The sequence below is a fragment of the Azospirillum isscasi genome (assembly GCF_030849505.1).
In the GTDB taxonomy this organism is placed as follows: domain Bacteria; phylum Pseudomonadota; class Alphaproteobacteria; order Azospirillales; family Azospirillaceae; genus Azospirillum; species Azospirillum isscasi.
Genome location: NZ_JAUJFI010000098.1, coordinates 1 through 22,273 on the forward strand (window position 1 = coordinate 1; position 22,273 = coordinate 22,273).

Genomic DNA, 22,273 nt, shown 5'->3' on the forward strand with positions numbered 1-22,273 from the left:
AGGGCGGCGGCCTGCCGGTAGGCGTCCGCGGCCTCCTCCAGCCGGCCCAGCGCGTCCAGCGCGTTGCCCAGATTGTAGTGGGCCTGTGCGAAGGCCGGGCGCAGGCGGACCGCCGCGCGGTGGGCCTCCGCGGCCTCCTCCGCCCGGTTCAGGGCGCGCAGAGCGCTTCCGAGATTGTCGTGATAGTCGGCGGCGGTGCCGTCGGCGCGGATGGCGGCGCGGATGCGCGGCTCGGCCTCCGCCGGGTGTCCGGCCTGGAGATAGACGACGCCCAGCAGATGCAGCGCGTCGGGATGGTCGGGCAGGGTGTCGAGGACGGCCTGATAGCCGGCGGCGGCCTGCGCCAGCCGCCCGGCCTGATGGTGGGCCAGCGCCGCGGCCAGCACGTCCTTGATCGTCGCCATGCCCGACTGTCTAGAGCATTTCCCCGCATGGTTGAAGGGCGGCGAGCGGGCAAGCCTCAGCCCACGATGCGCCAGCTTCCGTCCGCTTGGCGACAGGCGGTGCCGTGGCCCTGCTGAAGCTGCCCGCCGACCGCGATGGTCGTCTGGAATTCCCGGCACAGCTCGCCATAGGGGCCGGTGCCCTCGCGGGTGGGGGTGTAGCTTCCCCAGTTGCCGGTCTGCGGGTTGTTCCACTGCACGGTGGCGCCGGTCGGGGCCATGTAGGCCTGTCCCGCCGCCTGCTGCGCGTAGGCCATGTCGGCGCGGTCCATCGACTGGCCGGCGGCGTTGCCGAGCGCCGCGCCCAGCAGCGTGCCGACGCCGACCGCCACCAGCTTGCCCGTGCCGCCGCCGAAGCGCGACCCGGCGAGGCCGCCCACCACGCCGCCCAGCAGCGTCCCCGCCGCCGTCTTGTCCCCATAGCCGGGGGCATAGCCGTAACCGGGACCGTATCCATAGGGGCTGGCGCAGCCGGCCAGCAGGCCCACGGACAACACAACCGCAACGATCCCCTTGGCCTTCATTTCAATCCCCACGGAACGGACGCTCTTTCGATGAACATGGCAGCCCCGCAAACTATTCCGTCCGCGTGACGGAACGCTTCCGTTGCCCCTATGATGAAGGAAATGGCCGTGCCCAAGCGGCCGGCAAGAACCCGTCGGGAGGAAAGCATGCTGCCGGAAGCGGACAGCTACGAGGGCCTGCGCGACCGTTTCGTCTGGTCGGTGCCGGAACGTTACAACATCGGCGTGGACGTCTGCGACAAGTGGGCCGAGCGCGACCCGGACCGCACCGCCCTGATCCACAAGCGCCGCGACGGCGCGGTCGAGACCTACAGCTTCGCCGACATCCGCCGCCTGTCGAACCGGCTCGCCAACGCGCTGGCCGCCCATGGGGTGGCGCGCGGCGACCGGGTGGGCATCCTGCTGCCCCAGGCGCCGGAAACCGCGGTCAGCCACGTCGCCGTCTACAAGATGGGCGGCGTCGCCGTCCCGCTCTTCTCCCTGTTCGGGGTTGAGGCGCTGGAATACCGGCTCGGCAATTGCGGGGCGCGGGCGGTGGTGACCGACGCCGTGGGCGCCGCCAAGATCGCGCAGATCCGCGACCGCCTGCCCGAACTGACGCTCGTCCTGCGCATCGACGAGGCCGGGGCGGGCGAGCTGGACTGGCACGCGCTGGTCGAGGCCGCGTCCGAGGATTTCACGCCGGTGGACACGGCGGCGGACGATCCGGCGGTGATCATCTACACGTCCGGCACCACCGGCCAGCCGAAGGGGGCGCTGCACGCGCACCGGGTGCTGCTCGGCCATCTGCCGGGGGTGGAGATCTCCCACGACCTCTTCCCGCAGCCGGGCGACCGCATCTGGACCCCGGCGGACTGGGCCTGGATCGGTGGGTTGCTGGACGTGCTGATGCCCGCCTGGCACCATGGCGTGACCGTCGTCTCCCACCGCTTCGAGAAGTTCGACGCGGAGGAAGCCTTCCGCCTGATCGCCGATTTCCAGGTGCGCAACGCCTTCCTGCCGCCGACCGCGCTGAAGATGATGCGCGCGGTGAAGGACCCGCAGACGCGCTGGGCCTACAAGATGCGCTCGGTCGCCAGCGGCGGCGAGACGCTGGGGGCGGAGCTTCTCGACTGGGGCCGCCAGACCTTCGGGCTGACCATCAACGAGTTCTACGGCCAGACCGAGTGCAACATGATCGTGTCCTCCTGCGCCACGGTCATGCCGTCCAAGCCCGGCGTCATGGGCCGCCCGGCGCCCGGCCACGACGTGGCGGTGATCGACGGGCAGGGCAACCGGCTTCCTCCCGGTGAGATCGGCCTGATCGCCGTGCGCCGCCCGGACCCGGTGATGTTCCTGCAATACTGGAACAACCCGGAGGCCACCGCCGCGAAGTTTGTTGGTGATGGGGGCGATTGGCTGGTCACCGGCGACCAGGGGGAACTGGACGCGGACGGCTACATCCGCTTCGTCGGGCGGGACGACGACGTGATCACCTCGGCGGGCTACCGCATCGGCCCCGGCGAGATCGAGGACTGCCTGATCGGCCATCCCGCCGTCCGGATGGCCGCCGTGGTCGGCGTGCCGGACCCCCTGCGCACGGAGATCGTGAAGGCCTTCATCGTCCTTCAGGACGGCGTGCGCCCCAGCGACCAACTGGCCGCGGAGATCCAGGCCCATGTGAAGACCCGGCTGGCCGCCCACGAATACCCGCGCGCGGTGGAGTTCGTGGACAGCCTGCCGATGACGACCACGGGCAAGATCATCCGCCGCGAGCTGCGGTCGCGGGGGTAGGGTGTGAATTCCCTCTCCCGCCCTGGGCGAGGGAGGGGCCCGCCGCCTTGCGGCGGGAGGGTGAGGGTATGGCCAAGAATGCAGCATTGATCCTCGTGCGACCCTCACCCGCCCGCTTCGCGGGCACCCTCTTCCGGGGCGGGAGAGGGACGCAAAACAACAAGAAACGAAAACGACCCGAACGATGGTGACGACATCCCTTCTCCTGCTCGCCGCGGCCTTCCTGGCCGGGGCGATGAACGCGGTTGCCGGCGGCGGCAGCTTCCTCACCCTTCCCGCGCTGATCTACGCCGGGGTGCCGCCGGTGGCGGCGAACGCCACGGGCACGGTGGCGCTGCTGCCGGGCTACGCCAGCGGCGTCTACGGCTACCGCAACGACCTGGAGCCGGTGGGCGGGATCGGGCTGGTCACGCTGTCGGTGGTCAGTCTGGCCGGCGGCCTGATCGGAGCGGCGCTGCTGCTGGTCACCCCGGATTCGGTGTTCCGCAGCATCGTGCCCTGGCTGCTGCTGGTGGCGACGGGCCTGTTCGCCTTCGGCGGCATGCTCGCGGCGAAGCTGCGGGCGGTCGGGCTGCACGGGACGGGGGCGATGCTCGCCACGCTGTTCGCGGTGTCGGTCTATGGCGGCTATTTCAACGGCGGGCTCGGCATCCTGCTGCTGGCGCAGTTGAGCCTGTTCGGCATGACCAACCTGAACGCCATGAACGGGTTGAAGAACCTGTTCTCCACCGTGCTGACGGCCATCGCGGTGGCGGCCTACGCGGTCGGCGGGGCGGTGGAATGGTCCTACGCCGCGCTGATGACCGTCGCGGCGGTGGCCGGCGGCTATGCCGGGGCGCGGGTCGGGCGGAAGATCCCGTCGCGCATCCTGCGGACGGGCATCATCGCCGTGGGCCTCGTGATGAGCATCCTGTTCTTCCTCAAGTAAAAGCCGTTCGGTTCCGGCGGCGCCTGCGCTAAGGTGGCGGCCCTTTCCCAAGGCCGCCACGACGCAAGACCCCGATGCTGACCGTATCCGACCTCGACCTCTTCTACGGCGACGCCCAGGCGCTCGACGGCGTGTCCATCGCGGTGGCGGAGGGCACGACGACCGCCATCGTCGGCGCCAACGGGGCGGGCAAGACCTCGCTGATCCGCACCATCTCCGGGATCCTGAAACCCGCCCGCGGCACCATCCGCTTCCGCGGCAAGGACATCGCCGGTCTGCCGAGCCATGTCGTCTGCGACCTCGGCATCGGGCAGGTGGCGGAGGGGCGGCAGATCTTCCCGACGCTCAGCATCCGCGAGAATCTGGAGATGGGCGCCGTCATCCCGCGCGCCCGCGCCGGGGCGAAGGACACGTTCGAGCGCGTGCTGGCCCTGTTCCCCCGCCTGCGGGAGCGGCTGGAGCAGGCCGCCGGCACCCTGTCGGGCGGCGAGCAGCAGATGCTGGCCATCGGGCGCTGCCTGATGGGCAAGCCCGACCTGATCATGTTCGACGAGCCGTCGCTCGGCCTGTCCCCCACCATGGTGCAGGAGCTGTTCCGCACCATCCGCGCCCTGGCCGCCGACGGCATGACGATCATCCTGGTGGAGCAGAACGTCGCCGCCTCCCTGAAGCTGGCCCAGCGCGCCTATGTGCTGGAGAACGGGCGCGTCGTGCTGTCCGGCACGGGGGAGGAACTGCTGGCCGATCCGGCGGTGAAGCAGGCGTATCTCGGCCTGTGACGTGTCGCCGGCCGCGCTGGCGGAATCCCTCTTGACTTGGAGCGCGCTCGAACTCGTAGCGTCCCGTGCATCGTGACGAGAAGCAGACGCGCATGAAGATCGGGGACCTTGCGAGACGTTCGGGACTGACGGCCCACACCATCCGCTACTATGAGCGGATCGGGCTGCTGCCCTATGCCGACCGGAATCGATCCCGCCACCGCGATTACGACGCCTCGATCCTGACCTGGATCGAGTTTCTCGGCCGCCTGAAGACGACCGGGATGCCAATCCGGGACATGCTCCGCTACGCGGCGCTTCGCGGGGAGGGCGCCGGGACCGAAGCGGAACGGCGGGCGTTGCTGGAGCAACACCGCGAGCGCGTGCGTGCCCAGGTCGATGAGTTGAAGGCCTGTCTTCTCGTCCTCGACACCAAGATCGACGGTTATGTCGAAACGGAACAGAGGAAGAATGACGATGACGCTGCATCGGTCCAAAATCGAAGAAAGCCGGCTTGAACGCGGGCAACGGGCGCTTGCCGCGATCGATGGCGAGGCCGGTCACAGGGTGGTGGCGGCGCTTGCCGACATCGCGCCGGACTTCGCGACCTATCTGTTCGAATTTCCCTTCGGCGACATCTATGCGCGGCCCGGCCTCGATCTGCGCTCGCGCGAGATTGCCACCATCGCGGCGCTCGCCGCCATGGGGAACGCCGCGCCTCAGTTGAAGGTGCACATCGAGGCCGGCTTGAATGTCGGGCTGACCCGCGGGGAGATCGTCGAGATCCTCATCCAGATGGCGGTCTATGCCGGCTTCCCGGCGGCTCTCAATGGGCTGTTCGCGGCCAAGGAGGTGTTCGCGGCGAAAGACGGACATCAGCCGCAGGGAACGTCATGAGGTTTGGAGCCCGGGCGTTTCCCGGGCGTGCCTACCGCGCCAGCAGGTCGTGGTGCTCGCGGTGGCGGTGCATCCAGTTGGCGGCGTAGCCGCAGATCGGGACGATGGTCAGCCCCTCGGCGCGGGCGATGGCCATCACCCCCTCCATCAGTCGCCCGGCGGCCCCGGTGCCGCGCAGGGACGGCGGGGCCTCCACATAGGGGATGTGCAGGACGTTGCCCCGGCGGCGGTAGGTCGCGTAGACCGTCTGCCCGTTCACGTCCAGTTCGAACCGGCTCAGCGCCGGGTTGTCGGTCACGGTGTCGCTCATGCCCAATCCAACAGCCGAAGCCTCTGGTTGTTCATCGTCGCCCGTCATGAACCGGGAGCGCGCGGCGCGCTCCAGCCGCGCAGGACGCTGACCACCCGCAGCAGGAAGGCCGCCACCGCCCCGGCGATGGCCACCGGCGCCTTCGGCAGGTCCAGCGCCGCCCCGGCGATGACGACCACCGCACCCAGCAGGGCGGCCATCGCGTAGATCTCCTCCCGCAGCACGCGCGGCACCTCGGCCACCAGAACGTCGCGCACCACCCCGCCGCCGCACGCCGTCAGCACGCCCAGAAGCACCGCGGGCACCGGACCCAGCCCATAGGCCAGCGCCTTGCCGCAGCCGGCCACCGCGAAGATGCCCAGCCCTGCCGCGTCCAGCACCATCACCGGCTTGACCAGCCGGTTGATGAAGGGGTGGAAGAAGAAGGCGAACAGGCCCGAGGCCAGCGCCGCGATCAGATACCGCTCGTCCTTCATGGTGGCCGGCGGAATCGCCCCGATCAGCAGGTCGCGCAGCACGCCGCCCGCCAGCGCGGTGACCAGCGCCAGCACCAGCACGCCGAAGATGTCCAGGCGATGCCGCACGGCCAGCGTCCCTCCCGTCAGCCCGAAGATGAAGATCCCGGTCAGGTCCATAGCGAGCAGGAGGGGCGAAACGTCGGTCATGATGGCGGTCGGCGAGGCTGGTTGACGGATGCCGCCATGATAGCCGTTTGTTGCGTGTTGGGAAACAGATATGCCGCGACGCCGCTAATTGTTGTTTTCATGGGTTGGGGGCACATTCCTTTCCAGACGAGGGGCCGGACGGCCCCGCAAAGGAACAGGAGGACGAGACATGATCACCATCCGTCACCGCGACGAACGGGGCGCCGTCAACATGGGCTGGCTGAACAGCAAGCACAGCTTCTCGTTCGGGCACTACCACGACCCGGCCCATATGGGCTTCCGCGCGCTGCGCGTCATCAACGACGACCGCGTGATTCCCGGCGCCGGCTTCCCCACCCATGGGCACGCCGACATGGAGATCGTGTCCTACGTGCTGGACGGCGCGCTGGAGCACAAGGACACGCTGGGCACCAGTTCGGTCATCCGCCCCGGCGAGGTGCAGCGGATGAGCGCCGGGTCGGGCATCCGGCACAGCGAGTACAACGCCTCGAAGACGGACCCGGTGCATTTCCTCCAGATCTGGATCCTGCCCAACGAGGAGGGAATGATCCCCGGCTACGAGCAGAGGGCCTTCGACCGGGAGGAGAAGCAGGGGCGCCTGCGTCTCGTCGGCTCGCGGGACGGGCGCGACGGCAGCGTGACCATCCACCAGGACGTGGACCTCTACGCCACGCTTCTGGAGGAGGGCGACCGCGTGACCCACGAACTGCGTCCGGGCCGCCACGCCTGGGTGCAGGTCGCCCGCGGTCAGGTCCGTCTGAACGGCACGCTTCTGAAGGAAGGCGACGGCGCCGCGGTGAGCGGTGAGGACGCGCTGACGCTGGACGGCGTGGTCGGCGCCGAGGTGCTGCTGTTCGATCTGGCCTGAGGTGAGGAAGGTCCCCGCCGACCGCGGGGGCCTTCACATCCCCTGGGGCGCCGCCAGACGGATGCCCATGCGGCGGGCTTCCAGCATGAAGGCGCGCGTCATCTGCACCAGGTCCGTGCGCCAGTACAGCTGCTCCAGCGGGTTGTCGAGGAAGTCTTCCGGCAGCATGGCGTAGCAGTAGGTTTCCACGGTGCGCCGGTCGGGCTGCCAGGGGTCGGCGCCGTCGCGCCAGCCGATGGTCCAGCCGGCGTGGCCGGCGCCGATGGCCCAGCGCTCGAAATGGGGGGAGATGGTGGCGCTGCCCACCGGATCGGCCACCGGCACCTGATAGATCGCCACGAAGCGGCGGACGTTCAGTTGCAGCCGCATCACCAGCGATTCGTCGAAGGCGTCCACGCGGTAGAGGCAGTCGGACGCCCCTTCCACATGGCTGAAGCGCACCGCGGCCCGCCGTGTGGCCTCCAGCGTCAGGCCGGACGGACCGTCGGCCAGCGGCGGGGATTCATAGTCCACGGCGCGCAGCGCCTCCACCATGTCTCCGGTCAGGAAAAGGCGGATGCGCTGCTGCGCCTCGTCGATGGTCAGGCGGGTCATCGCGTCGTCGGTGTCCTCATGGTCCCGTTGGGATGACAACAGGCCGGCCGGCGCTTTGTTCAGGGCTCGACATAGCCGAGCACGCGCAGGCGCAGCTCATGCGCCCGCGGGTCGCGGTCGAAGAACAGGCCGCCCCTCTGGTGGGAACCGGCGGGCACATAGTCGAACTCGGCCACCGAGGTTTCCAAGGCTTCCGCCCCCGCCATCAATTGCCCCTCCACCTGGACCTTCGCACCCGTCGTGCCGCCGTCGTTGCCGACGCGGATGTGGGCGAGCCAACGCGAACCGGCGGGGACCACCTCTTCCAGCTCGGCACTGATCGCCGGGGCGCCGTTGCCGCGGGTGACGCCTTCATAGCCCAGCACCCCCACCGACCCCAGGAACAGCAGCAACCCCAGCCCCGACGCGATCCAGGCGAGCCGCGACACCGACGCGCTGCCGTCCCCGTCCCAGGATTCCGCCCGGGATTTCAACTGGGATTCCGCCCGGGATTCCGCATGGTTGTCTCGGCCGTCGGCCATGGGCGTCCACCCCCGTCACACGATCAGCCGGGCGGTGGCGGCGCCCAGCGCGCTGGGGAAGCCCAGCACCACCGTGGCGGTCACCAGCTCCATCATCGACAGGCCGGCGGTCCGCTCGAAGGTCCACAGCAGGTAGAGGCTGACCAGCAGGGCGATGCCGTAGCCGGCGACCGAGAAGCGCAGGAAGACGGACAGGAACCCGTCGTCCCCGGCGTTCTCCTGCCCGGCGAAGCCGACCGTGTAGACGAAGACATGCAGCACGCCGAGCGACAAAACCGCCAGCGCCACCGCGTGCCAGGGCGACATCTTGTAGGAGATCAGGATCATTTCCTCCGTCGGGGCGACGTTGAACCCGACGAACAGCGCCCCCGCCCCCATCAGGAACAGTTCCCCCGGATAGCTGGAACGGATGCGCCGCTCCTTGTCGGCGTCGTCGCGCTGGCCGAGTTGCTTGCGCGCCAGCATGGCGCCGATGCTGGCGGGCACCGACTGGAGCGCGATCTTGCCGACGATCTCCGGCACCGGCTGGTCCAGATGGACGACGGCGAAGACGGACAGCAGGACCGCCGACATCAGGAAACCCACGGCGAAGGCCGACAGCGCGTCGATCAGGTCGTCCTGCCAGCAGAAGGTCTCCTCGAACCCCGCAAAATAGGACAGGCCGAACAGGACCGGCAGGGTCACCAGGATGAACAGGGCCAGCCGGAACCGGTCCATGTAGAAGCCCAGCTCCCACATCTCCATGGTCATCAGCAGGGGCAGGGCGAAGATGACCGCACCGGCCGCCGCGCGGGCCAGGGCACGGGCGAAATGAGTCTCGTCGTGCAGAAGGGTGCGCTGGCGGGTCATGCTTATGGGTCGGGCGATGTCCATGGCCCATGAATGCGCAGGCGGAGCGGTTGGTTCCGGCGGTACCACGGCCGTGACCGGTGCCGCGATTTTCCTCTTGACCTTCCAATCGCTGGAAGGCGGAGGCTGGGGGCAACACCACCCTTCGGGAAGGAGTCGTCCCATGCTTGCTTTCAAGGTTCCCGGCATGACCTGCGGCGGTTGCGCCGCCTCCGTCCGCCGCGCGCTCGGCGCCGTCGCCGGGGTCGAGGACGTGCAGATCGATGTCGCGTCGAAGGACGTCCGCGTCAGCGGTGCGGCCAGCGCCGACGTGTTGCGCGCCGCTCTGGAAAAGGCCGGCTTCGAGCCCGAGGGCCTTCCGGTCGCGTAATGGATTTTGGCGCCCTTGACCTTCCAGCCGTTGGAAGCCTTATCTGAGGTTCTCGCCGGCTGGTGGCCCGGTGCGAGGGTTTGCTTCCTGTCAGGGCGCCGGTTGAAGACGAAGAAAGGACGACCATGTCCGCTACCTCTGCCGCCAACGACCTCGACATCGGCATTTCCGGCATGACCTGCGCGTCCTGCGTGGGGCGGGTGGAGAAGGCGCTGTCCCGCCTGCCCGGAGTCACCGGCGTGTCGGTCAACCTCGCCACCGAACGGGCGCGGGTCGCCTTCGCGGGCGATCCCGATCCGCGAGCGGTGGCGGAGGCCATCGAGAGCGCCGGCTTCGAGCCGCAGAAACAGAAATTCGACCTGACGGTCGGCGGGATGACCTGCGCCTCCTGCGTTGCGCGCGTCGAAAAGGCGCTGCTGCGCGTTCCGGGGGTCGAGTCCGCCGCCGTGAACCTTGCGACGGAACGCGCGCACGTCACCGCCTATGCCGGGGCGGTGGACGCCGCCCGGCTGGCCGAGGCCGTGGAGATGACCGGCTTCACCGCCGCTCCCGTCGCCGATGCGGCCACCCCCGCGGAGGAAGAACCGGCGCAGGAGCGCGACCGGCGGGAGCGTCACCATGTGCTGATCGGTGCCGCGCTGTCGGCGCCTCTGGTCGCGGGCATGGCGGGGGACCTGCTGGGGCTGAACCTGATGCTGCCGCCCTGGGTGCAGTTCCTGCTGGCGACGCCGGTGCAGTTCTGGCTGGGCTGGCGCTTCTACCGGGCCGGTTTCATGGCGGTGCGGGCCGGGTCCGGCAACATGGACCTTCTGGTGGCGCTCGGCACCTCGGCGGCCTGGGGGCTCAGCGTCTACATGATGCTGACGGCGCATCCGGGCCACACGCCGCACCTCTATTTCGAGGCGTCGGCGGTGCTCATCACCTTCGTGCTGCTCGGCAAGTGGCTGGAGGCCCGCGCCAAGGGCCGGACGGCGGCGGCGATCCGCGCGTTGATGAAGCTGCGCCCCGACACCGCCCGCGTCCGCCGCGACGGCGTGGAGACGGAGCTTCCCATCGCCCAGGTGCGCGTCGGCGACCGCGTGGCGGTGCGCCCCGGCGAGCGCATCCCCGTGGACGGGCGCGTGGCCGAGGGGTCGGGCAGCGTGGACGAATCCATGCTGACCGGCGAAAGCCTGCCGGTGGAGAAGGCGCCGGGGTCCCGCGTCACCGGCGGCTCCATCAACGTGGACGGGCTGCTGCTGGTCGAGACGGTGGCGGTGGGCGCCGAGACGATGCTCGCCAAGATCGTCCGCATGGTGGAGGGCGCCCAGGCGTCCAAGGCGCCGATCCAGCGGCTGGTGGACAAGGTGGCGGCGGTCTTCGTGCCGGTGGTGCTGGGCATCGCCGCGGCGACGCTGGCCGGCTGGTGGATCGGCACGGGGAACGTGGAGACCGCCATCATCACGGCGGTGTCGGTTCTGGTCATCGCCTGCCCCTGCGCGCTGGGCCTCGCGACGCCGACCGCCATCATGGTCGGCACCGGGGCGGCGGCGCGCCACGGCATCCTGATCAAGGACGCGGAGGCGCTGGAGCGCGCCCACGCCATCACCGCCGTCGCCTTCGACAAGACCGGCACGCTGACCGAGGGCAAGCCCCGCGTCACCGGTCTGGTGCCCGCGGATGGGCTGGATGAGGCGGAACTGCTGCGGCTGGCCGCGGCGCTCCAGTCCGGCAGCGAGCACCCGCTGGCCCGCGCCGTCCGCGACCGCGCGGCGGAGCGGGGCTTGCGGGCCGCCGCAACGGAGGGCTTCAAGGCGCTGGCCGGGCGCGGCGTGTCGGCGACGGTGGAGGGCCGCGCCCTGCTGTTGGGCAGCAAGCGGCTGATCGCGGAAAACGGCCTGACCGACGCGGCGCTGGAGGAACGGGCGGCGGCGCTGGAATCCGCCGGGAACACGGTGTCGTGGCTGGCCGGAACGGCGCCGGAGCGGCGCGTGCTGGGTCTCGTCGCCTTCGGCGACACGGTGAAGGAGAGCGCCCGCGCCGCCGTCCGTTCCCTGAAGGCGCAGGGGGTGGAGACGGTGATGGTCACCGGTGACGGTGCCGGGGCCGCCCGCGCGGTCGCCGCCGACCTGGGCATCGACCGCGTGTTCGCGGAGGTGCTGCCGGACGGCAAGGCCGACGTGGTGGCGGCGCTGAAGGCGGAGGGCAAGGTGGTCGGCATGGTCGGCGACGGCATCAACGACGCCCCGGCGCTGGCCGCCGCCGACGTCGGCATCGCCATGGCGACCGGCACCGACGTGGCGATGCACACCGCCGGGGTCACGCTGATGCGCGGCGATCCGGCGCTGGTCGCCGGTTCCATCGACGTGTCGCGCCGCACCTACTCCAAGATCCGGCAGGGGCTGTTCTGGGCCTTCATCTACAATCTGGTGGGCATCCCGCTGGCGGCGTCGGGCCTGCTCAGCCCGGTGCTGGCGGGGGCGGCGATGGCGCTGAGTTCGGTCAGCGTCGTTCTGAACGCCCTGTCGCTGCGGGGGTGGAGGCCATGAGCGCCGGCGGCATGACCATCGGGGAGGCGGCGAAAGCGTCCGGCGTCAACGCCAAGCTGATCCGCTACTACGAATCCATCGGCCTGATTCCGGAGGCCGGGCGCACGGCGGCGGGCTACCGCGTCTATTCGTCCAACGAAGTGAACGTCCTGCGCTTCGTCAAGCGGGCGCGCACGCTGGGTTTCAGCATCGAGCGCATCCAGACCCTGGTCGGGCTGTGGCAGGACCGCAGCCGCTCCAGCGCCGAGGTGAAGCGCGTGGCGCTCGACCATGTGGCGGAGCTGGAGGCCAAGATCGCCGAACTGCGCGCCATGAGCGACACGCTGAAGCACCTCGCCCATGCGTGCCATGGCGACGAGCGGCCGGATTGCCCGATCCTGCGGGATTTGGAGGAGGGCGGGGGGTGCTGCCATGGGGTGGACTGCGGTCATTGAGGGCGTACTGCCCCCCTCCCTGACCCTCCCCCGCTCTCGGCGGACCAAAGTCCGCCTGCCGCGTCAGCGCAAACCGAAGGTATGCGCGAGAGCTTCGCAGGGGAGGGGACCCACGGCGCGAGCCGTGGGAAGGGTGGGGGGAACCGCAATCTATTCCAACGCCTCCCTCAAACTCGCCTCCAGCGGCCTGACCGTATAGCCCAGCTCCCGCATCGCCTTGCCGCTGTCGAAGCCGCCGCCGCCCAGCGCCAGCCGGACCCCGGTGACCGAGGCGGTGGGCGGGCGGCGGGTCACATGGTCGGACAGCCATTCCTCCACCCGCGCCGCCGCCAGCGCCAGAGCGGGCGGCACCGGACGGCGGCGGACCGGCTCACGCCCGCACAGCCGGTCGATCCGCCGCGCCAGATCGCCCAGCGCGATGTCGGTGCCGCCCAGGATGTAGCGCTCCCCGATCCGGCCCCGCTCGGCGGCCAGGATCATCCCCTGCGCCACGTCGCGCACGTCCACGAGGTTCAGCACGCAATCGAGGATCAGCCGCGGCCCGCCGCCCCGGAACAGGCGGAGCATGGCGTTGGGCGGTGTGGGCAGCCGGTCGCCGGGGCCGATGGGCGCCGTGGGGTTGACCACCACCACCGGCAACCCCCGCGCGGCGGCGGCCAGCGCGTCCTGTTCCGCCCGGTATTTGGACCGGCAATAGGGACCGGCCAGCGCCTCCAGCCCCGGGTCGGCGTCCTCGTTCAGCCTTGGGGGCAGCCGCCGGGGCGGCGGGTGACCGATCATCACCGCCTCCGTCGAGCAATGGATGAAGCGCCTCAGCCCCGGCGCCCGCGCCGCCGCGTCGAGCAGCACCCGCGTGCCCTGGCGGTTCACCCGGTCGAAGACGGCCGGGTCGCGGTCCCACAGCAGGGCCACGGCGGCGAGGTGATAAACCCGCTCCACGCCGTCGAGCGCGCGGGCGACCGCCGCCTCGTCGAGGATGGAGCCGCGCCGGAACTCCACGCCGGGCGGCAGCGGGTCCGGCGGGTCCTGCCGGTCGAGGATGCGCACCCGTTCGCCCCGCGCCGCCAGCGCCGCCACCAGATGCCCGCCGATGAAGCCGCTGCCCCCGGTGACCAGGGTGATTCCCAACCCCCTCACGCCCCGCCCAGGATGCGGTCGGCGTTGCTGTTCAGGTCGCGCGTCAGGGCGGCCAGCCCGCCGCCGCGCAGCGTGCTCTGGAACTCCGACCGCTGGGTGGCCAACTGGCTGACCGTGCCCTTGGCCAGCACGTCCAGGATGCGCCAGCGGTCCCCCTCCGGACGCAGCAGGTAGCTGAGCCGCACCGGCGCCTTGCCCGCGCGCACCAGATCGGTGTCCACCAGCAGCATGCCGCGGGGGGCGGGCCGTTCGCCGATGATCTCGATGCGCTGGCCGTCGTAGCTGTCGAAGCGGTCCACATACTGGGCGGCGCTGCGCCGGGCGAAGGCGTCCAGGGCCTGCCGCTTCTCCGGCTCCGCCGACTGGTCGAAATAGGGCGCGGCGGCGACGCGGAGCGCGGCCTCCAGGTCGAAGGTGTCCAGCATCACCGGCAGGAAGCGCTGGAGCCGCGCCCGTGCCGGCTCCCGCCCCGCCGCCCCCCGCATCAGGGCGAGGATGGCCTCGTTCAGCCGGGCCACCGTGGCGCGGGCGCCGGGCGTGTTCCCCGGTTCGCTTCTGGCGGGCTGCTGCGCCACCGCGGGGACCGGCAGCAGGCCCGCCATGAGCACGGCCAGCGCCAGCGCGGCGCGCATCCAGCTTCGGCGTGAGGAAGACCCAGTCATCGCGGTGCGTCCCGTCCTGTTCCGGCAAGATCCGTCGGAAAATCTGCCCGTTCGGGGCAAGCGGATTCAACCGTCCGTGTGGGATGTAACAGCACCCGGCCCGGTCTATCCTCCTGCGCGATGGCGTCGAAGGGAGGTGCCCGGATGGGTGGACAGGCGAAGAGTGGAACCGGTTGGGCACCGATCCCGGACCATCCGCTGTACGGCTGCGACGCGGTGACCCTGCTGACCGTGCTGGCGCGCAACGGCGGGCCGCGGGGGCGGGGCTGGCCCACGGCGCTGGCGGCGCTGGCCTCGGCCCTCGGGCGGGCGCCCTTCTCGCTGGCGGAGGCCGGGTGGGTGGCGGCGCGGCGGCGGAAGGGCGCCGGACTGCCGCCGCCGGTCTTCATCCTGGGCCATTGGCGCAGCGGCACCACCCATCTCTACAACGTGCTGAGCCGCGACCCGCAATTCGGCATCATCGACCCCTTCGCGGTCGGCCTCCCCTGGGACATGCTGGGGCTGGGCTCCGTCCTGCGTCCGTTGCTGGCCCGCGCCCTGCCGGAGCGGCGCTACATCGACAACGTGCCGGTGAAGGCCGACAGCCCGCAGGAGGACGAGATCGCCCTGGCGAACATGTCGCCCATATCCTTCTACCATGGCCTCTACTTTCCGGAACGGTTCGACGAGAATCTGCGCCGCGGCCTGTATTTCGACGGCTGCACGGCGGCGGAGCGGGACGCCTGGAAGCGGCGGTTCCTCTATTTCCTGGAGAAGGTCTCCATCGCCCAGGGCGGGCGGTGCATTCTGCTGAAGAACCCCGTCTACAGCGCGCGGGTCGCCATGATGCGGGAGATCTGGCCCGACGCGCGCTTCATCCACATCCACCGCGACCCGCGGGCGGTGTTCGTGTCCACGGTGGACTTCTACCGGACTTTGCTGGCGCGGCTGGCGCTTCAACCCCACGGGCACATCGACGTGGAGCGGGCGGTGCTGGACCATTACCCGCGCATCATGCAGGCGCTGATCGACGACACCGCGGACCTGTCCCCGGACCGCTTCGCCGAGGTGCCGTTCGAACGCTTCGAGGCCGCGCCCCTGGAGGAGGTGGAGCGGCTGTACCGGACGTTGGATCTGCCGGGATTCGCCGCGGCGCGGCCACGGTTCGAGGCGTATCTGGGGGCGGTTCGCGACTATGCGAAGAACCGCCATCGGCTGTCCGACGAAGGGCGGGAACGGGTGGACCGCGAATGGGCGCCCTTCGTCGCGCGCTGGGGGGCCGGTGTAGCGTAGAGGGGGTGTAGCGTAGAGGGGGCGTGGCGTGAGAAGGGTGTGGCGTTGCGGAGGCTTGCCCCCCGCCCTGATCCTCCCCCGCTGGGCGGGGGAGGGAACCTGGCCCTTTCCTGCGGAGCGGGGGAGAGCCAGGGTGGGGGCAACCGCACTCACCCTCCTCCTCTTCCTCACCCACCCCGCCCAATCCGCCTGCCGCACCGTCTCCGTCACCGCGAACGGCCTTCCCGTCACCGGCATCGAGGACATGGCGCTCGACGCCCCACGCGGCCGGGCGGTGCTGTCCGCCTACGACCGCCGGAGCGGAACAACGGGCGGGCTCTACCTGCTGGACCTGACCTCCCTCGACTCCCCGAGCGCAACGGCCATCCCCCTCGCCACCGGCCTGCGCCCGGCGGGCATCGACCTGCGCGCGGAGCCGGACGGGTCGCGCTCGCTGCTCGCCATAAGCCGCCATGAGGACGGGGCGGCCACGGTCGAGCGCTACCGGCTGGACGGCGCCGTCCTGACACACCAAAGCACCATCGCCAGCCCGCTGCTCTGCCGGGCCAACGACGTGGCCTTCCTGGACGGGGACCGCTTCCTGTTCACCAGCAGCCACGGCGGCTGCGGCTGGGGCGCCGTGATCGAGGACAACGTCTTCGGCGGGCGGCACGGCTTCGTCGGCCTCGTGGACGGCGGCGGCGTCCGCGTGCTGGTCGGCGGGATCGGCTTCGCCAACGGGCTGCTTCCCGACCCGGCCCATGACCGGCTGACCGTCGCCGCCACGCGGGAGGACGCGCTGCTCGTCTACCGCCTGTCCGATCCGCAGGCGCCGCCGGAGCGCATTCCCGTTCCCGGCGGGCCGGACAACCTGACGGCGGCACCGGACGGGCGCCTGCTGGTGGCGCTGCACCCGGCCCCGGTCCGGCTGGCGCTGCACCGCTACGGCTGGCCGGGCGGAGCGGCGGCGCCCAGCCGCATCGCGGCGCTCGGCCCCGCCGGGACGGACATCCTGGTGGACGAGGACGGACGGCGCTTCCCCGCCGCCACGGTCGCCCTGTATCGGAACGGGCCCTGGAACGGGCGGCTGGTCATCGGGTCGGTGACCGCTCCCGGATTGCTGCTGTGCGGCGAAGCCGCAGCCGGTGCCACAGGATCATCAGCGCGGGAAGAACCACCAGCGACGAAATGACCGTGTAGGTGATGGAGATCGCCAGAAGCACTCCCATGCTGGACAGGCCGCGGTGGCTGGAGATCGCCAGCGTGGCGAAGGCGGTGCTGGTGGTCAGCGTGCTGACCAGGACGGCGCGCGGCGTGCTGGTCACCAGAAGCTCGATGCCGAAGGCGCCGTCCGACGCCCCTTCCCGCACCAGATCCTGGCCGCGCGACACCATGTGGATGCTGCTCGACACGCCGAGCGCGAACAGCAGCGGGATGACGATCACGTTGGCAAAGTTGAAGGGGATGTCCAGCAGCCCGGCGGTGGCCATGGTCCACAGGGCGGCCAGGATCAGCGGCGCCAGGATCAGCACCATTCCGGTCACCGACCGCTGCACGGCGACCAGCAACAGCACCATCAGAACCAGCGTCAGCGCCGTCGCCTCCAGGAAGGAGGAGCCGACGACCCGCGCGGCCTCCGTCACCGTCACCGGGGCGCCGGTGGCGTCGGGCGCCACGGCCAGCACGGCGTCGGCGAAGTCGGCCATCTCGCGGCTGTCGGAAATGTCGTGGGTGGGCAGCACCTCGACGCGCGCCCGCCCGTCCGCGGCGATCCAGCGCGCCTTCAGGCTGTCCGGCACGTCGGCGGCGGTGACCGGCCGCTCCACCGCCATGCCCTCGCGCAGCCGGTCGAGCAGCGGAGCCACGCCTCCGGTCAGCGCCGCATCGAGCGTGGCGAGCTGCGCGGGTTGGATGCGGGCCAGCGCGCCGCTGAAGCTCTGCACCGCGGCGCGCAGGTCGGGCGGGCCGTCCCGCTTGCCCGAAAGATAACCCGCCAGCACCGCCTTCAGCATGCCGAAGGCCCGCTCCAGCCCGCCCTGGTCCAGCGCCGCCGCGGTGGCGGGCGCGGTCAGGCCGGGGCCGAGCAGAAGCGACATGTCCGCCAGGATCGGCAGCTTGGCCTCCTGGTCCTTGGGGATGAAGCTGGCGAAGGTGCGCACGCCGCCCGATTCCGGCAAAGGGCGCAGCCGGTCGGCCAGCGCCTGCGCCGCCCCCAGGTCCGGCGTCAGGATGTTGACGGAATAGGGGGAGGTGCGCGGGGTGGCCGCCAGATCGCGGTAGGTGGCGACGGCCTCCGTCCGTTCGTCCTGAAGGTTCAGCGGGTTCACGTCCAGCCGCACCAGGGGCAGCGCCGCCATCGACAGGACGGCGCTGGCCCCGGCCAGGGCCAGGATGGCGCGGTGGCGGCGGGTGACCCAGCCGGCGAAACCCCTGTCTTCCCGCTCCGGCTGGGGGACGCCGGGGCCGGGGCGCAGCAGGACGATCAGCGCGGGCAGGAGCGTCAGGCTGATGAGCAGGGCCACCACCATGCCGACGGCGGAGATGATGCCGAACTCGGCCAGCCCCAGATAGGCGGTCGGCACGAAGGACAGGAAGCCGATGATGGCGCACAGGGTGCTGAGCACCAGCGCCGGCCCCACCGCCTTCACCGCCTCGATGGCGGCGGCCAGCGGCGGCAGGCCGCGGCGCAGCTCCTCCTGGTAGCGCAGGCCGAGATGCCCGCCGTAATCGTCGCCCAGCCCGAAAAACATCACAGCGCAGGTGACGGAGATCAGGTTCAGCCGCCCCACCGTCAGCGCCGCCGCCCCGGCGCTCAGCATCAGGCCGAGCAGCAGGACCATCATGATGCAGGCGATCAGCCGCCCCGAGCGCATCCCGGCGATCAGCACCGCCGAAACCAGGACGAAGGACAGGATGGTGGCGAGGCCGGCACTGTTGGCGACGGTGTCCAGTTCCGTCTGGCGCAGCGGCACGGCGCCGGTGACCCGCATCCCCACCCCTTGCCCGACCGGCTCCGCCTGGACGGCGGCGATGGCCTCGCGCACCGCGGCCACCGAAGGGCGTCCCCGCCCGAAGGAGCTGTTGTCCAGAACCGGTCGGGCCAGGACGAAGCGGCGGTTGGCCGCCCGGTCCTCCTCCTCCGCGGCCTGCACCAGCCCGGTCCAGGACAGCGGCACCGCCTGCCCGTCCGCCACCGTCGCGGCGCTGACCGCCAGCCGGTTCAGCAGGTCGGCGGGGGAGGCCGGCGCCCCCTCGTCCGCGTGGGTCAGGATCAGGTCCAGCAGGTCGGCCAGCCCCTGGAGGTTCGGGGCGGCGTTCAGCGCGCCCAGCGCCGCCTGCGCCCCGGCCAGCCGGGTGGCCAGATCCTGCAATTTTTCCGTGTCGAGAAACAGCAGGCCGTACCGGCGGAAGTACGGGTCGGCGGACGGCACCTCCACCGCCGACAGGGCGTCGGTACGGGCGGACATACGCTCCGCCAGACGTACGGCGGCGGCGTCCGACCGGTCGGGGGACGGGCTGTCCACCACCACGACGATCTGGTCGTCGGCGAAGGGAAACGCCTGCCGATACTCCTCCGTGTGTCGGCGGAAGGCGGTTTCCGGCGCGATCATGTCCGCCGTGCTGGTGCTCATGGTCAGGTTCTCGGCGGAGTACCAGCCGGCCAGCACCGACAGCAGGACGCCGAGGGCGAGCGTCGCCCCCGGCCACCGGCAGGACAGGGCGCCCAGGCCCCCGATCATGGCGCGGACGAGGTCCGCCACGCGGTCCAGGACGCCTTGCCGTTCCGTCACGCCGTACGTCTCCCTTGGCAGCGTACGCAGTCTGCCAGGACAACCTGCGGCACCCAACGTACGCTACTGTATGTTACTTCCAACCAATGGGCGAAGCGCGGCACCACAATACCCTGATACCTCCGTCCCGAAGGATGGAGGGGGCAAAGCGGGAGCGCCGATGCACGACCACAACGCAAGCACGACCTTGCGGGTCCAACAGGCCGGGCCTTCGGCCAAGGCCGTGAGGGACGCCGTGGCCGACGCCACCGACGCCCTGATCCGCCGCCAGCAGGCCGACGGCCATTGGGTGTTCGAACTGGAGGCCGACGCCACCATCCCGTCCGAATATCTGCTGCTGCACCACATCCTGGACGAGATCGACCCGGAGCTGGAAGCCGGGCTGGCCGCCTTCATCCGCGGGCGGCAGGGCCGGGACGGCGGCTGGCCGCTGTTCTTCGGCGGGGCCATGGACATCAGTTGCAGCGTGAAGGCCTATTTCGCGCTGAAGGCCGCGGGCGACAGCCCCGACGCGCCGCACATGCGCCGCGCCCGCGAGGCGATCCTGGCGCGCGGCGGGGCGGCCCGCTGCAACGTCTTCACCCGCATCCTGCTGGCGCAGTTCGGGCAGATCCCCTGGCGGGCAGTGCCGGCCATGCCGGTGGAGATCATGAACCTGCCGCCCTGGTCGCCCTTCCACATCTCCCGCATCTCCTACTGGTCGCGGACGGTGGTGGTGCCGCTGCTGGTGGTCATGGCGCACCGGCTGCGCGCCTGCAACCCGCGTGGCGTCGGCATCGCGGAGCTGTTCACCGAACCGCCGGAGCGGGTGCGCAACTGGCACAGCAACGGCAGCCGCGGCGGCTGGGCCACCCTGTTCCGGGCGCTGGACGCGGCGCTGCACGCGGTGGAGCCGCGCCTGCCCGCCAACGGGCGGCAATCGGCCATCGACCGCGCCGTGCGCTTCGTGACCGAGCGCTTGAACGGCGAGGACGGGCTCGGCGCGATCTTTCCGGCCATGGTCAACGCCGTGCTGATGTACCATTGCCTGGGTTTCCCGCCGGACCATCCCGACGCGGCCACGGCGCGGCGGGCGCTGCGCGGGCTGATGGTGACGCTGCCGGGGCGGGTCTATTGCCAGCCCTGCCTCTCGCCGGTCTGGGACACCGCGATCATCTGCAACGCCCTGCTGGAGACCGGCAGCCCGCTGGCCCGCGGCGCGGCGCGGCGCGGCGCGGACTGGCTGGTCGGGCGCCAGATCCTGGAGGTGGAGGGCGACTGGGCGTGGCAGCGTCCGGGGCTGGCGCCGGGCGGCTGGGCCTTCCAGTACAACAACGCCCATTATCCGGACACTGACGACACCGCCATGGTGGTGATGGCCCTGCAACGGCTGGACACCGACCGTTACGGCGAGCCGATCCGCCGGGCGCGGGACTGGATCGTCGGGATGCAGAGCCGCAACGGCGGCTGGGGCGCCTTCGACGCGGAGAACCAGCACGACTTCCTGAACCACATCCCGTTCGCCGACCACGGCGCCCTTCTGGACCCGCCCACGTCCGATGTGACGGCGCGCTGCGTCATGATGCTGGCCCGGCTGGGCGAGGGGCGCGACACCGTGCCGACCCGCCGCGGCCTGGCCTTCCTGGAGCGCGAGCAGGAGGGCGACGGCTCCTGGTTCGGGCGCTGGGGGACCAATTACGTCTACGGCACATGGTCGGCGCTGGAGGCGCTGAACGCCGCCGGGGTGCCGCACGCCGCACCGGGCGTCCAGCGCGCCGCGCAGTGGCTTCTCGCGCACCAGCGCCCGGACGGCGGCTGGGGCGAGGACGGCGCCACTTATTGGGCCGGCAACCCGCGCGGGGAAGGGCCGGTCTCCACCGCCTCGCAGACCGCCTGGGCGCTTCTGGGGCTGATGGCGGCGGGCAAGGGCAACCACCCGGCGGTGGCCCGCGGCGTGGACTGGCTGCTGGCCGCCCGCGACGCCGAGGGGCTGTGGACGGAGGAGCCCTTCACCGCCGTGGGCTTTCCGCGGGTCTTCTACCTCAAGTACCACGGCTACGCGGCGAGCTTTCCGCTGTGGGCGCTGGCCCGGTACCGGGCCTTGCGGGCGTGAGAGGGGGCGCGGCGCCGGTGGTCCTTGCGGCGGCGCTGGCGGTGACCGTCCAGGGGGTGCGCAGCGGCGAGGGCCGGATCGTCCTCGCCGTCTGCGAGGAAGCGGTCTATCCGGCGGGGCGCTGCGCCGTCCGCGTCACCGCCCCGGCGGCGGAAGGGGCGGTGCGGGTCATCGTGCCGGACCTGCCGCCCGGCACCTACGCGCTGCGCGTCTATCACGACGAGAACGGCAACGGGCAGTTGGACCGCAACCTGCTGGGGATTCCGTGGGAAGGCTTCGGCTTCGGCAACGACGCGCCGGTCCGCATGACGCCGCCACGCTTCCGCGAGGCCGCCGTGACGGTGGGGGAGGGCGGGTTGGAGACGGCGTTGACGCTGCGGTATTGGATGTCGCCGTAGGGGCCGGGCGTCTGACTCCCTCTCCCGTCCCGGGAGAGGGAAGGGGCCTGCGCGAAGCGTGGGAAGGGTGAGGGTATGGCCAAGGATCAGCGTCTTGATCCTCGTGCGACCCTCACCCGGCGCCTTCGGCGCCACCCTCTTCCGGGTCGGGAGAGGGCTGATCTATGGAGGTGAATTGCAAGGGAGACGCAATGACCGCGGCGATCCTCACCGGCATGGCTCTGGAAGCGCGGCTGGCCCGCCGCGCCGGGCTGCCCGTGGCCTGCGCGATGGGCGACACCGCCGCCGCGGTGGCGGCGCAGCGGTTGCTGGAGGATGGAGCCTGCGGGATCGTCAGCTTCGGCGTCGCCGGCGGCCTCGCGCCCGATCTGGGACCCGGATCGCTGGTCGTGGCGACCGCCGTCGCCGATGGGGACGGCGCCGTCTACGGGGCCTGCCGCTCCTGGCACGACCGGCTGTCGGGCGCCCTGCCGCAGGCCC

The 22,273-nt window shown here is 71.1% G+C and carries 24 protein-coding genes; 14 read left to right on the forward strand and 10 right to left on the reverse strand.

The window, feature by feature from the left end; genetic code table 11:
* Together QSG27_RS18370 and QSG27_RS18375 are read right to left on the reverse strand one after the other, a co-directional pair.
* On the reverse strand, positions 1–404 hold a 404-nt coding region (locus QSG27_RS18370), incomplete at its 3' end, for a tetratricopeptide repeat protein (protein ID WP_306708633.1).
* A 56-nt stretch (positions 405–460) separates the two neighbouring features.
* Positions 461–940, reverse strand: coding sequence for an RT0821/Lpp0805 family surface protein (locus tag QSG27_RS18375; RefSeq protein ID WP_407653244.1), 480 nt, complete (start codon positions 938–940; stop codon positions 461–463).
* A 174-nt stretch (positions 941–1,114) separates the two neighbouring features.
* Between QSG27_RS18375 and QSG27_RS18380 the strand changes: the two genes are divergently transcribed.
* From QSG27_RS18380 to QSG27_RS18400, 5 genes are all read left to right on the forward strand, one after another.
* Complete coding sequence (locus tag QSG27_RS18380) at positions 1,115–2,740, forward strand: acyl-CoA synthetase (RefSeq protein ID WP_306708638.1); 1,626 nt, start codon at positions 1,115–1,117, stop codon at positions 2,738–2,740.
* Positions 2,741–2,924: 184 nt separating this feature from the next.
* Positions 2,925–3,668 carry a sulfite exporter TauE/SafE family protein gene (locus QSG27_RS18385; RefSeq protein ID WP_306708640.1) on the forward strand — a complete coding sequence of 248 codons (744 nt, stop codon included), beginning with the start codon at positions 2,925–2,927 and terminating at the stop codon, positions 3,666–3,668.
* Positions 3,669–3,742: 74 nt separating this feature from the next.
* Positions 3,743–4,447: an ABC transporter ATP-binding protein gene (locus QSG27_RS18390; protein WP_306708642.1), complete on the forward strand. Its 705-nt coding sequence runs from the start codon at positions 3,743–3,745 to the stop codon at positions 4,445–4,447.
* Between the two features lie 92 nt (positions 4,448–4,539).
* The gene (locus QSG27_RS18395) at positions 4,540–4,944 is read left to right on the forward strand and encodes a MerR family transcriptional regulator (RefSeq protein ID WP_306708644.1); all 405 of its coding nucleotides are present in this window, start codon (positions 4,540–4,542) and stop codon (positions 4,942–4,944) included.
* Positions 4,898–5,323: a carboxymuconolactone decarboxylase family protein gene (locus tag QSG27_RS18400; RefSeq protein WP_306708646.1), complete on the forward strand. Its 426-nt coding sequence runs from the start codon at positions 4,898–4,900 to the stop codon at positions 5,321–5,323. Before QSG27_RS18395 ends, QSG27_RS18400 begins: the two co-directional genes overlap by 47 nt.
* 31 nt (positions 5,324–5,354) lie before the next feature.
* On the opposite strand, the gene QSG27_RS18405 is transcribed toward QSG27_RS18400, so the two are convergent.
* Complete coding sequence (locus QSG27_RS18405) at positions 5,355–5,633, reverse strand: GNAT family N-acetyltransferase (protein WP_306708648.1); 279 nt, start codon at positions 5,631–5,633, stop codon at positions 5,355–5,357.
* 44 nt (positions 5,634–5,677) lie between these two features.
* Positions 5,678–6,298, reverse strand: coding sequence for a trimeric intracellular cation channel family protein (locus QSG27_RS18410; protein WP_306708650.1), 621 nt, complete (start codon positions 6,296–6,298; stop codon positions 5,678–5,680).
* 169 nt (positions 6,299–6,467) lie between these two features.
* Between QSG27_RS18410 and QSG27_RS18415 the strand changes: the two genes are divergently transcribed.
* Positions 6,468–7,166, forward strand: coding sequence for a pirin family protein (locus QSG27_RS18415; RefSeq protein WP_306708652.1), 699 nt, complete (start codon positions 6,468–6,470; stop codon positions 7,164–7,166).
* A gap of 33 nt (positions 7,167–7,199) precedes the next feature.
* Here QSG27_RS18415 and QSG27_RS18420 read toward each other — a convergent pair whose 3' ends face one another.
* From QSG27_RS18420 to QSG27_RS18430, 3 genes are read right to left on the reverse strand one after another with little or no spacing between them, the layout of a single operon-like run.
* Positions 7,200–7,760 carry a hypothetical protein gene (locus QSG27_RS18420; RefSeq protein WP_306708654.1) on the reverse strand — a complete coding sequence of 187 codons (561 nt, stop codon included), beginning with the start codon at positions 7,758–7,760 and terminating at the stop codon, positions 7,200–7,202.
* Between the two features lie 59 nt (positions 7,761–7,819).
* Positions 7,820–8,281 carry a hypothetical protein gene (locus QSG27_RS18425; protein WP_306708655.1) on the reverse strand — a complete coding sequence of 154 codons (462 nt, stop codon included), beginning with the start codon at positions 8,279–8,281 and terminating at the stop codon, positions 7,820–7,822.
* A gap of 15 nt (positions 8,282–8,296) precedes the next feature.
* A complete protein-coding gene (locus QSG27_RS18430; RefSeq protein WP_306708657.1) occupies positions 8,297–9,130 on the reverse strand; it encodes a TIGR02587 family membrane protein in 834 nt (277 codons plus the stop codon).
* A gap of 163 nt (positions 9,131–9,293) precedes the next feature.
* Here QSG27_RS18430 and QSG27_RS18435 point away from each other — a divergent pair, with 163 nt between their 5' ends.
* The 3 genes from QSG27_RS18435 (at position 9,294) to cueR (ending at position 12,462) form a co-directional block, all read left to right on the forward strand.
* Complete coding sequence (locus QSG27_RS18435) at positions 9,294–9,500, forward strand: heavy-metal-associated domain-containing protein (RefSeq protein ID WP_306708659.1); 207 nt, start codon at positions 9,294–9,296, stop codon at positions 9,498–9,500.
* A 125-nt stretch (positions 9,501–9,625) separates the two neighbouring features.
* Positions 9,626–12,028: a heavy metal translocating P-type ATPase gene (locus tag QSG27_RS18440; RefSeq protein WP_306708661.1), complete on the forward strand. Its 2,403-nt coding sequence runs from the start codon at positions 9,626–9,628 to the stop codon at positions 12,026–12,028.
* Positions 12,025–12,462 (forward strand): Cu(I)-responsive transcriptional regulator, encoded by a 438-nt coding sequence (cueR, locus tag QSG27_RS18445; RefSeq protein ID WP_326522688.1) that lies wholly within the window; start codon positions 12,025–12,027, stop codon positions 12,460–12,462. The genes QSG27_RS18440 and cueR overlap by 4 nt, the downstream gene beginning before the upstream one ends.
* 150 nt (positions 12,463–12,612) lie before the next feature.
* On the opposite strand, the gene QSG27_RS18450 is transcribed toward cueR, so the two are convergent.
* Positions 12,613–13,590, reverse strand: coding sequence for an NAD-dependent epimerase/dehydratase family protein (locus QSG27_RS18450; protein WP_306708663.1), 978 nt, complete (start codon positions 13,588–13,590; stop codon positions 12,613–12,615).
* Between the two features lie 5 nt (positions 13,591–13,595).
* Positions 13,596–14,261, reverse strand: coding sequence for an ABC transporter substrate-binding protein (locus QSG27_RS18455; protein WP_306708665.1), 666 nt, complete (start codon positions 14,259–14,261; stop codon positions 13,596–13,598).
* Positions 14,262–14,405: 144 nt separating this feature from the next.
* Here QSG27_RS18455 and QSG27_RS18460 point away from each other — a divergent pair, with 144 nt between their 5' ends.
* Together QSG27_RS18460 and QSG27_RS18465 are read left to right on the forward strand one after the other, a co-directional pair.
* Positions 14,406–15,533, forward strand: coding sequence for a sulfotransferase family protein (locus tag QSG27_RS18460; RefSeq protein ID WP_306708667.1), 1,128 nt, complete (start codon positions 14,406–14,408; stop codon positions 15,531–15,533).
* 133 nt (positions 15,534–15,666) lie between these two features.
* A complete protein-coding gene (locus QSG27_RS18465) occupies positions 15,667–16,704 on the forward strand; it encodes an SMP-30/gluconolactonase/LRE family protein (protein ID WP_306708669.1) in 1,038 nt (345 codons plus the stop codon).
* Here QSG27_RS18465 and QSG27_RS18470 read toward each other — a convergent pair.
* Positions 16,604–19,303 carry an MMPL family transporter gene (locus tag QSG27_RS18470; protein WP_306708671.1) on the reverse strand — a complete coding sequence of 900 codons (2,700 nt, stop codon included), beginning with the start codon at positions 19,301–19,303 and terminating at the stop codon, positions 16,604–16,606. The genes QSG27_RS18465 and QSG27_RS18470 overlap by 101 nt on opposite strands.
* A 160-nt stretch (positions 19,304–19,463) precedes the next feature.
* Here QSG27_RS18470 and shc point away from each other — a divergent pair, with 160 nt between their 5' ends.
* The 3 genes from shc to QSG27_RS18485 all read left to right on the forward strand — a co-directional run.
* Positions 19,464–21,395, forward strand: a complete 1,932-nt coding sequence (shc, locus tag QSG27_RS18475; RefSeq protein WP_306708673.1) for a squalene--hopene cyclase — start codon at positions 19,464–19,466, stop codon at positions 21,393–21,395.
* A complete protein-coding gene (locus QSG27_RS18480) occupies positions 21,392–21,793 on the forward strand; it encodes a DUF2141 domain-containing protein (protein ID WP_306708675.1) in 402 nt (133 codons plus the stop codon). The genes shc and QSG27_RS18480 overlap by 4 nt, the downstream gene beginning before the upstream one ends.
* Before the next feature lie 191 nt (positions 21,794–21,984).
* Positions 21,985–22,273 (forward strand): phosphorylase family protein (locus tag QSG27_RS18485; protein ID WP_456062069.1); only part of this gene is annotated, 289 nt, incomplete at its 3' end.

Excerpts from the sequence above, each read along its gene's own strand:
- QSG27_RS18390 (WP_306708642.1), top strand. The coding sequence starts at position 3,743 with ATGCTGACCGTATCCGACCTCGACCTCTTCTACGGCGACGCCCAGGCG.
- QSG27_RS18420 (WP_306708654.1), bottom strand. The coding sequence starts at position 7,760 with ATGACCCGCCTGACCATCGACGAGGCGCAGCAGCGCATCCGCCTTTTC.
- QSG27_RS18415 (WP_306708652.1), top strand. The coding sequence starts at position 6,468 with ATGATCACCATCCGTCACCGCGACGAACGGGGCGCCGTCAACATGGGC.
- cueR (WP_326522688.1), top strand. The coding sequence starts at position 12,025 with ATGAGCGCCGGCGGCATGACCATCGGGGAGGCGGCGAAAGCGTCCGGC.
- QSG27_RS18440 (WP_306708661.1), top strand. The coding sequence starts at position 9,626 with ATGTCCGCTACCTCTGCCGCCAACGACCTCGACATCGGCATTTCCGGC.
- QSG27_RS18460 (WP_306708667.1), top strand. The coding sequence starts at position 14,406 with ATGGGTGGACAGGCGAAGAGTGGAACCGGTTGGGCACCGATCCCGGAC.
- shc (WP_306708673.1), top strand. The coding sequence starts at position 19,464 with ATGCACGACCACAACGCAAGCACGACCTTGCGGGTCCAACAGGCCGGG.
- QSG27_RS18430 (WP_306708657.1), bottom strand. The coding sequence starts at position 9,130 with ATGACCCGCCAGCGCACCCTTCTGCACGACGAGACTCATTTCGCCCGT.
- QSG27_RS18425 (WP_306708655.1), bottom strand. The coding sequence starts at position 8,281 with ATGGCCGACGGCCGAGACAACCATGCGGAATCCCGGGCGGAATCCCAG.
- QSG27_RS18410 (WP_306708650.1), bottom strand. The coding sequence starts at position 6,298 with ATGACCGACGTTTCGCCCCTCCTGCTCGCTATGGACCTGACCGGGATC.
- QSG27_RS18435 (WP_306708659.1), top strand. The coding sequence starts at position 9,294 with ATGCTTGCTTTCAAGGTTCCCGGCATGACCTGCGGCGGTTGCGCCGCC.
- QSG27_RS18400 (WP_306708646.1), top strand. The coding sequence starts at position 4,898 with ATGACGATGACGCTGCATCGGTCCAAAATCGAAGAAAGCCGGCTTGAA.
- QSG27_RS18380 (WP_306708638.1), top strand. The coding sequence starts at position 1,115 with ATGCTGCCGGAAGCGGACAGCTACGAGGGCCTGCGCGACCGTTTCGTC.
- QSG27_RS18395 (WP_306708644.1), top strand. The coding sequence starts at position 4,540 with ATGAAGATCGGGGACCTTGCGAGACGTTCGGGACTGACGGCCCACACC.
- QSG27_RS18455 (WP_306708665.1), bottom strand. The coding sequence starts at position 14,261 with ATGACTGGGTCTTCCTCACGCCGAAGCTGGATGCGCGCCGCGCTGGCG.
- QSG27_RS18385 (WP_306708640.1), top strand. The coding sequence starts at position 2,925 with ATGGTGACGACATCCCTTCTCCTGCTCGCCGCGGCCTTCCTGGCCGGG.
- QSG27_RS18405 (WP_306708648.1), bottom strand. The coding sequence starts at position 5,633 with ATGAGCGACACCGTGACCGACAACCCGGCGCTGAGCCGGTTCGAACTG.